The 280-nt window shown below is 63.2% G+C and carries 1 protein-coding gene; it reads right to left on the bottom strand.

Annotated features, from left to right (window positions below; translation table 11 throughout):
- A partial coding sequence (locus tag MD536_RS21735; protein ID WP_239603872.1) for a PP2C family protein-serine/threonine phosphatase occupies positions 1-280 on the bottom strand: 280 nt, incomplete at both ends.

Below are 280 nucleotides of genomic sequence, written 5' to 3'. Positions count from 1 at the left end.
GCTGGCCAAGGTCACCTGCCCGGTTCGGGCATCCACATGGGCGACCTGGGCGGTGATAAACATTTCCATGCCGGAGAGCTCCTCATAGAGCAGGTCGTTGGCCCGGCGCAGCAGGATGCCCGGTCGCGGGCCATGATCCTGGAGGGCCCGGACCAAGCTGCGCAGGATCATGGCGAACATGGCAGCGGGCAGACCCTTTCCCATGGCATCGCTGACGATCGCCAGCAGGGAACCGTCTCCCAGCGTCATCACGTCAAAAAAATCACCACCTACCTCGCGT

Origin of the sequence: Flavihumibacter cheonanensis (genome assembly GCF_022352215.1) — a bacterium.
Lineage (GTDB): Bacteria > Bacteroidota > Bacteroidia > Chitinophagales > Chitinophagaceae > Flavihumibacter > Flavihumibacter cheonanensis.
Note: the sequence above shows the minus strand (reverse complement) of the source record. Positions and strands in the feature narration are given on the sequence as shown.